Source organism: Streptomyces aurantiacus JA 4570, assembly GCF_000414115.1.
Taxonomy (GTDB): Bacteria; Actinomycetota; Actinomycetes; order Streptomycetales; family Streptomycetaceae; genus Streptomyces; species Streptomyces aurantiacus_A.
The window spans coordinates 79,783-86,734 of record NZ_AOPZ01000337.1 but is presented as its reverse complement, the minus strand read 5'-3'; the positions used below and the strand labels follow the sequence as shown (position 1 = coordinate 86,734).

At 71.4% G+C, this 6,952-nt stretch carries 7 protein-coding genes; 4 read left to right on the top strand and 3 right to left on the bottom strand.

What is annotated here, in order from left to right:
• Positions 1 to 780 precede the first annotated feature (780 nt).
• Positions 781 to 987: a peptidoglycan-binding domain-containing protein gene (locus STRAU_RS42550; protein ID WP_016643957.1), complete on the top strand. Its 207-nt coding sequence runs from the start codon at positions 781 to 783 to the stop codon at positions 985 to 987.
• A gap of 108 nt (positions 988 to 1,095) precedes the next feature.
• On the opposite strand, the gene STRAU_RS28870 is transcribed toward STRAU_RS42550, so the two are convergent.
• Positions 1,096 to 1,533, bottom strand: a complete 438-nt coding sequence (locus STRAU_RS28870) for a DUF6336 family protein (RefSeq protein ID WP_259300008.1) — start codon at positions 1,531 to 1,533, stop codon at positions 1,096 to 1,098.
• A gap of 313 nt (positions 1,534 to 1,846) precedes the next feature.
• Here STRAU_RS28870 and STRAU_RS28865 point away from each other — a divergent pair, with 313 nt between their 5' ends.
• Together STRAU_RS28865 and STRAU_RS39275 are read left to right on the top strand one after the other, a co-directional pair.
• On the top strand, positions 1,847 to 3,580 hold the full coding sequence (locus STRAU_RS28865; RefSeq protein WP_016643955.1) for an NACHT domain-containing protein: 1,734 nt from the start codon (positions 1,847 to 1,849) through the stop codon (positions 3,578 to 3,580).
• 31 nt (positions 3,581 to 3,611) lie between these two features.
• A complete protein-coding gene (locus tag STRAU_RS39275; protein WP_203227476.1) occupies positions 3,612 to 3,959 on the top strand; it encodes a hypothetical protein in 348 nt (115 codons plus the stop codon).
• Positions 3,960 to 3,999: 40 nt separating this feature from the next.
• On the opposite strand, the gene STRAU_RS42545 is transcribed toward STRAU_RS39275, so the two are convergent.
• Both STRAU_RS42545 and STRAU_RS28860 read right to left on the bottom strand, forming a co-directional pair.
• Positions 4,000 to 4,515, bottom strand: a complete 516-nt coding sequence (locus tag STRAU_RS42545; protein ID WP_158692147.1) for a hypothetical protein — start codon at positions 4,513 to 4,515, stop codon at positions 4,000 to 4,002.
• Between the two features lie 43 nt (positions 4,516 to 4,558).
• The gene (locus STRAU_RS28860; RefSeq protein WP_016643953.1) at positions 4,559 to 5,845 is read right to left on the bottom strand and encodes an MFS transporter; all 1,287 of its coding nucleotides are present in this window, start codon (positions 5,843 to 5,845) and stop codon (positions 4,559 to 4,561) included.
• Between the two features lie 55 nt (positions 5,846 to 5,900).
• Between STRAU_RS28860 and STRAU_RS28855 the strand changes: the two genes are divergently transcribed.
• The gene (locus STRAU_RS28855) at positions 5,901 to 6,890 is read left to right on the top strand and encodes an ArsR/SmtB family transcription factor (RefSeq protein ID WP_016643952.1); all 990 of its coding nucleotides are present in this window, start codon (positions 5,901 to 5,903) and stop codon (positions 6,888 to 6,890) included.
• The last annotated feature ends 62 nt before the right edge of the window (positions 6,891 to 6,952 follow it).

The following is a 6,952-nucleotide window of genomic DNA, read 5'->3' as shown; positions in this document are numbered from 1 at the left end:
GCTATGGCGGTCGAGTTGAGACGTCCAAGACCAGCATCACCATGACGTCATAGCACTGGCGGCATAATGACTCTGCCGGGGATCAGCCACCACGCGGGGCAGCTCCACCACCTCCCCGCTGGCCCACACCCCATACGTCGCCTCGTCCTGATGCCCGCCGAGGCGGCCGCGCCGCCGCCCGCGTACCCGGGTCACGGGGCCGTGCGCGCAGCAAGGGGAAACCCGTCGCGAGAGCGAAGAACCCACCTGTGCGCCGCGCCCATCGACGTCAGTAGGTGCCTTTCAACCTCAAGGCCCCGTCAGCGACGCCTCCTCTTCCGCGCTCTACGCGTCGTCGCCCCGCGCGCCGGGCCCGCACGGTTTGCCCGCGCACGAATCGACAAGCGGACTGCGCGGATGGGCAAGGACCGCTCGGGGTGCTCACGACATCGTGGAACCACTGCGGCCCAGGGGCGAAGTGCACTGCCTCCGCCGGGCGCAGGCGTCTGAGGACTTCTTGCAGGTTCTCCGACGGCCCTCAGAGCAGTGCTTGCGTCGGGCCTACTACACGACCCCGGCGTCCAACCATGGATGGAGACGATCATGAGATTGCGCGGAAAGTTGGCAGCGTGTGCTGTCGCAGGGGCAGCGGCTCTCGGAGGGCTCACTGCCACGGCTTCAGGAGCCTCCGCAACACCCACCGCCACCACCGCCCCGGCCATCGACGCTCCCGCTCTCACGCCGGCCGTGACAGCCGCGAAAAGTCCCTGCCCCTATTCCGGGGCCCACCCGATCCTCCGCTTGGGCAGCAGCGGTTCGGCGGTCGAGCATGCTCAGTGTCTGATCAACATGTACGGCTACGGGATCGCCGAGGACGGCAAGTTCGGGGGAGAGACACTGGGCGCCGTCAGGGACCTGCAGACGCGGTGCGGTATCACCAGGGACGGCGCGATCGGCACCAACACATGGAACTGCCTGCACCCGGACCAGCTCCCCAACCCGCGCTGAGACCGTTCAATCGAAGGAGTGCAGGATCCGGCTCCAACTGACCATGGGGTGCGCTGGTTCAACCAGCGCACCCCATGGCCGCCCGGCGCTCCACAGCGTGCGCTCCGCTCACGATCCGTAGAGCCAGCTGCCGAACGCGGCGCCGTCCACGAGGTGGTAGAGGCCGTAGGGGCCGGGAAAGAGCAGCAGGCCGACCACGCCGGCGCGGACGCAGGCGGGCGCCATGATCGTCAGGCCCTCGGTCTGGCCGGTGATAGTACGCAGGTCGCGCCAGCGTCGTACGTCGCTCCCGCACGCCGACCAGAAGAACAGGCCGATCAGCAGCAGGAAGCCGCCCGCGATCAGGCCGAGCCCGGACACGACCGCGAGGAACGTCTCCCGGTCGTGGTGCTCGGTGACGACGCACATCCCGACGAGCGGTACGAAGTTGGCGAGCACCCCGAACAACGCGCCGCGCCCCAGCACGCCCTTGAGCCGCAGCCGGGGCAGCAGCACACCTTCCTCGTCTCGGGTGGGGTCCAGGTCGGGCCGCTGCGCAGAAGTCACGCGCGTACGGTATGCCAGGGCTGCGCGGGGAGGACGCGGGGGGGGCGCCCCCGCCGGGAGCCGGACAGACATGCGGTGCACGCACCGACGACCACCTCACCGCCGCCGAGTTCGGCAAGTGGTGACGGCGCACGCAGCAGCGCGCGTCAAACCCGATGTCGGGCGGGAGACCGCGCAAGAGACTGGTGCGGCGACGCCCTGCGGGTAGTTCCGCAACGCGACGCATCAGGCCGCTCGCGTCGGCATGCTGGGGTGACGCGATGCCGGGGGGAAGTGTCGGTCAGTGTGGCGTCCTTCGCAGTTCACAGTGGTCTTGATCTTCGTGCTGACCGTGCTGGTGGTCCCGTTGGCCACCAATATCGCCGGCAACACCGTGCCGGACCGGGTCCGGCCCTATCTGTGGCTGGCCTGGCCCGTCGCGGCCCTGGCGGCGGTGGCCGCAGCAGTGCTGGAGGTGCGCCGTCGCCAGGGGGCGGCGGCGCTTGCCCATGCCGGAAGCGGAGGCGAGGAGCGGCTGCGGCACGCGGCGCAGGAACTGGCGGAGACGGTACACCGGCAGTGGAGCGCCGAGGCGCAGACGCGGATGCTGCACCGGCCCCAGCCGCTGCAGGTGAGGTGGTCCTCAACCGGCCTCCCGGTGGCCGCGTCGGCGGCTGCCGTACTCGGCGAGGGCGTGGTGGGCGGGCGGCCGACGCGGCTCCGTCTGCGTGGCGGGATCGACGACATCGCGGGCAAGTATGTGCGGCTGCCCCGCCGCCAGTTGGTGCTGCTCGGCGCACCCGGAGCGGGCAAGACGGTGCTGGCCATCCTGCTGACCCTGGGGTTGTTGAAGCACCGGCGGGCGCACGGTGGGCCGGTGCCGGTGCTGTTGTCGCTCTCCTCGTGGGATCCGCGTGCCGAGCAGCTGGACGCGTGGGTCATCCGCCGCCTCGTCGAGGACTATCCGGCGCTGGTGAACTCCGAGGTGTTCGGGCCACAGGCAGCGCCCCGGTTGGTCACCGACGGCCGTGTCGTCCCCGTCCTGGACGGCCTGGACGAGATCCCCGCCGAACTGCACACCGCGGCGATCGAGGCGCTCGACCAGATAGCCCCCGGCCGTCCCTTGGTGATCACATGCCGCAGCGAGGAGTACGAGACGGCAGTGGCCACCGGTGGCACCGTGCTGACCACCGCGGCGGTGGTGGAACTGGAACCGGTAGGCGTACGGGAGGTCGTCGTGTTCCTGTCCGCAGGCGGTCCGGCGGCCGAGCTCCGATGGGGGCCGGTACTGGCGCACCTGCGCGCATGCCCGGGAGGGCCGCTGGCCCAGGCACTGTCCTCGCCGCTGATAGCGGTGCTGGCTCGTGCCGTCTACTCTGCACCCACCGCCGATCCCGCCGAACTCCTGGACTCCGGCCGGTTCCGCGACCGGGCCGCCCTCGAGGGGCACCTGCTGGACTCGTTCGTCTCGGCCGTCTACGCCCAGCGCCCGCCCCCGCCGGACGACGGGCCAGGCACCAGCCCTCCCCAGTACTCACCCGAACTGGCCCATCGATGGCTGTCGTTCGTGGCCGCCCACATGGAGCGGCACACGACTCGCGACCTGGCCTGGTGGCAACTGCACTGGATCTTCCCCCGAACGGGGCGGCGAGTGATCGGCATGGTCCTTGAGCTGCTGACGGGAGCCGTCGCCGGCATCGGCGTGGCACTCGGACTCGGGCTCGGGGTCGGCATGGTGGCCGGTGTCGCGGGCGGCCTCAGCGCGGGCCTGGTGGCCATGGCCCCCTCCCATCCCGGATACGCCAACCTCCAGATACGCGGTCGGCTCCGGCTGCTCGGCAGGAAGCTCGCCCTGGGGCTATCCGTCGGTCTGATGATGGGTGCCGGAGCCGCGTCCGCCTTCGGCATCGCAGCGGGGCTGGGGTTCGAGATGGGCGGCGGGGTGCGGTCCGCGATGAAGGCGGCCGGCACTGCCGGGCTCAGCGCCGGGATCGCCTTCGCGGCCATGATGTGGCTCAACGCCCCGGCCGACGCCATCCGTTCCCCCAGCGTGCAGGCTTTTGCGTAATGACCGGCTGGTCAGCGCCATTCGCCTCGTCGTGGAATCCCTCGGTGCGGGGTTGCTGGCCGGCCTCGCCATCGGACGGTACGGATTCGGCCTCGACGCGGGCTTCACCTGGGCCCTGACCGCCGGGCTCGGCGGCGGCCTCGCTCTGGGCGTGGCCGGGCGGCTCGCCGGACGCTTCCAAACCGGTCTCGCCGCCAGCACGTGGGGCTGGTACCTGCTCAGCAGAACCTGGCTCGCTCTGCGGGGTGATCTGCCCTGGCGGCTGATGCGCTTCCTCGACGACGCCCACCAGCGCGGTGTGCTGCGCCAGGCAGGGGCGGTCTACCAGTTCCGCCACGCCCGCCTCCAGGACCGCCTGGCTGCCGCCGCGAAAAGCTAGGTCCCGGCGGGCGGCGGGCACGGCCGGAAATTCAGCTTTTCTATTCTTCACCCACCTGGTTCCGCGAGTCCGAAACCCAGGTGTCGCCGGGCGTCACAGTGAGGGTCTTATCCGGTTCAGGTGGGTGCACGTGGGACAACACAGCGAGGCGATCCATAAAGCATCCACCGGAAATATCAACAGCACTGGATGCACCATCGGAATGATGGAAGAGCGCCATAGAACCATCCCAGTAGCAGCCCCCGGCGTCGTCACTCGACGCCGGGAAGGTCACCTTCACGACCGGTTCCGCGCTTGCGGCACCACCTGCGTGAACACGCTCTTCGGAAGTTTCCGCCACCTCCTTCCAGAATCCCTGCAGCCAAGCCTCGCTTTCACCTTTCAGCCAGGTCTCCCATGCGAATTTGACGCCGACAATTCCGATCAGAGAGCCGATCAGCCAGCCCACCCATCCCCCGCCCACGAAATCGGACCATTCGATAGCGAAGGTGACCGCCACGAACAGAGTCGTTCCGAGAATCAAGAGAGACAGTGCCCGCAACAGCATCGACACCACCCATTCGCATCCATTCAATTTCAGGGTACGCCGACGAGCGCGTTCAGCTCCGCGGCGTGGCCGTCGGCGCCCCGGGCCGGGGCGGCCGCATCAGCGGAGACGGCGGCAGCTCGCGCAGCGTGCGCACCGGGGAACACAGGACCGGCAGGAACGCGACGGTCAGGCACACGGCTCCCGCCCACACCGCCACCCGCACGCCCGCGAGTTCGCCGATGAGTCCGGCCAGGGCGGAACCGACGGCGAGCGCGCCGGTGAGCAGGAAGCGGAAGGTGGCGTTCATTCGGCCGAGGAGCGCGTCGGGGGTCAGGCGCTGGCGGAGGCTGACGCCGAGGACGTTGTCCACGCCGATCTTCGTCATGGCCGCCAGCCAGCCCGCCGTGGCCACCCAGAGCCAGGGCCCGCGCCCGACCAGGCCGACGGCGAGGCCGGCGGGGGCGAACCACAGCCCGGCGAGCCCCAGAGCGCGTCCGTGCCCGAAGCGGTCGGCGAGGCGGCGGGCGCAGGTGGCGCCGAGCAGGATGCCCGCGCCGCCGGCCGCCCAGTACAGGCCGAGCATTCCCGCCGACAGGCCCAGATCACGGGTGAACAGGACCGGCAGCATGGCATTGATCATCTGTGCGCCGAGGTTGCCGAGCGTCGCGGTGAGCGCGAGCGCGCGCAGCTCGCGGCTGCCGAAGACGTGCCGCACCCCCTCCGCGATGTCGTCCCGCAGCCGCCGCCCGGCCGGTGCCGCGGCGCGCCCGCCCGGACTCCGTACGCCGACAAGGCCGATGGCGGCGGCCAGGTAGGCGACGGCCGCGCCGAGGACGGCCAGGGGCGCGGTGAGGAGCTGCACCAGCAGTCCGCCCGCGCCCCGCCCCGCGACGTTGGCTCCGGCCATCAGGCTCACCACGGCGGTGTTGGCGGGCACCAGGCGCTCCCGGCCGACGAGTTCGGGCAGGATGCTCTGCGAGCCGACGTCGAAGAAGACCGTGGCGCAGCCGTTCAGGAGCACGACCGCGTAGAGCTGCGGCAGCGACAGCGCGTCCAGGTACCAGGCGACGGGCACGGAGGCGAGCAGCACGGCCCGCGCGGCGTCGGCGGCGACCAGGATCCGGCGGCCGGGCAGCCGGTCCACCCAGGCCCCCGCGGGCAGCCCGATGAGCAGGAAGGCGGCGGTCGAAAGGGCGGCGAGGGCGCCCGCCTGGCCGGGGGTCGCGTCGAGAACGGTGACGGCGAGCAGCGGGATCGCGACATAGCCGACGTTGGTGCCGAGGTGGCTGAGCGCGCTTGCCGTGAAGAGCGTGCGGAAACCGCGGACGCGCCACGGAGACCCGGGATCTGGATGCATGCGCACACAGTGGGCGGCGGCCTGATGATCTCCCTACTGATTTAGCCTCCTCTGAATGATCGAGATCGAGTTCGGCCGGGAGGACGTCGCCCGCACGCGCTTCGCGCTGTCCCCGCTGTGGGAGGTGGTGGCGAGCGTGCGGGTGCTCAAGGGCGCCGACGAACACGGCCTGCACCGTACGTGGACGGAGCAGGTCCGGCCGCGGCTCGCCGCCGCCGCGCTCGACTTCGGCGCCCTGTTCGACCTGATCCCGGTGCCGTCCCGGTCGCCGTGGACGGGCAGTGTCCCCTCCTTCCTGTGCCCTCCGCCCCTGACTCCGCTGCCGTCGCTGGCCATGGAGCTGGCGACGCTGCGGGCCACGCCGCCGGAGCTGCTGACGACGACGTCGGCGGTGCCGGAGGCGCGCATGGCGGCCCTGCGCGCCGACCCGGCCGCGCGGCTCGGCCGCCTTGCCGACGTGATCGAGGCGTACTGGGAGCTGGCCCTCGCCCCCTACTGGCCACGGATCCTCACCCTGTTGGAGAACGACATCCGCTACCGCGCGGGCCGCCTGGTGGACGGCGGCGCGCACCACCTGTTCACGGACCTGGACCCCCAGGTCGCCTGGGCCGACGGGACCCTGCACCTGGCCCACCGCACGGCGCGCGGTCCGCGCCGCCTGGACGGCCGGGGCCTGCTCCTTGTGCCGTCGGCCTTCGTCTGGCCGCGCATCTTCTCCGTCCTCGGCGAGGCATGGCAGCCGTCGCTGCGTTACCCGCCACGCGGCGTCGGCGCCCTGTGGCAGTCGCGCACCGCCCCCGTCTCCGAGGCGCTCGCGGGAGTCATGGGCCGCTCGCGCGCCCTGCTCCTCGCCGAGCTGACCGCACCTGCCTCCACGACGGAACTCGCCCGCCGCAGCGGCCTCACCCCCGGCGGCGTGTCGCAGCATCTGACCGCCCTGCGCACGGCGGGCCTGGTGAGCGCGCATCGGGCCGGGCGGCAGGTGTTGTACGCGCGTACGCGTGCCGGGGAAGCGGTGGTCGAGGCGGCAGCGGCGGGAACGTGAGCGGCGCGCCGCTATGCCGGATTCGGTCCCGTATGACCGGCGCCCGGCGGAGTCGGGCCCAA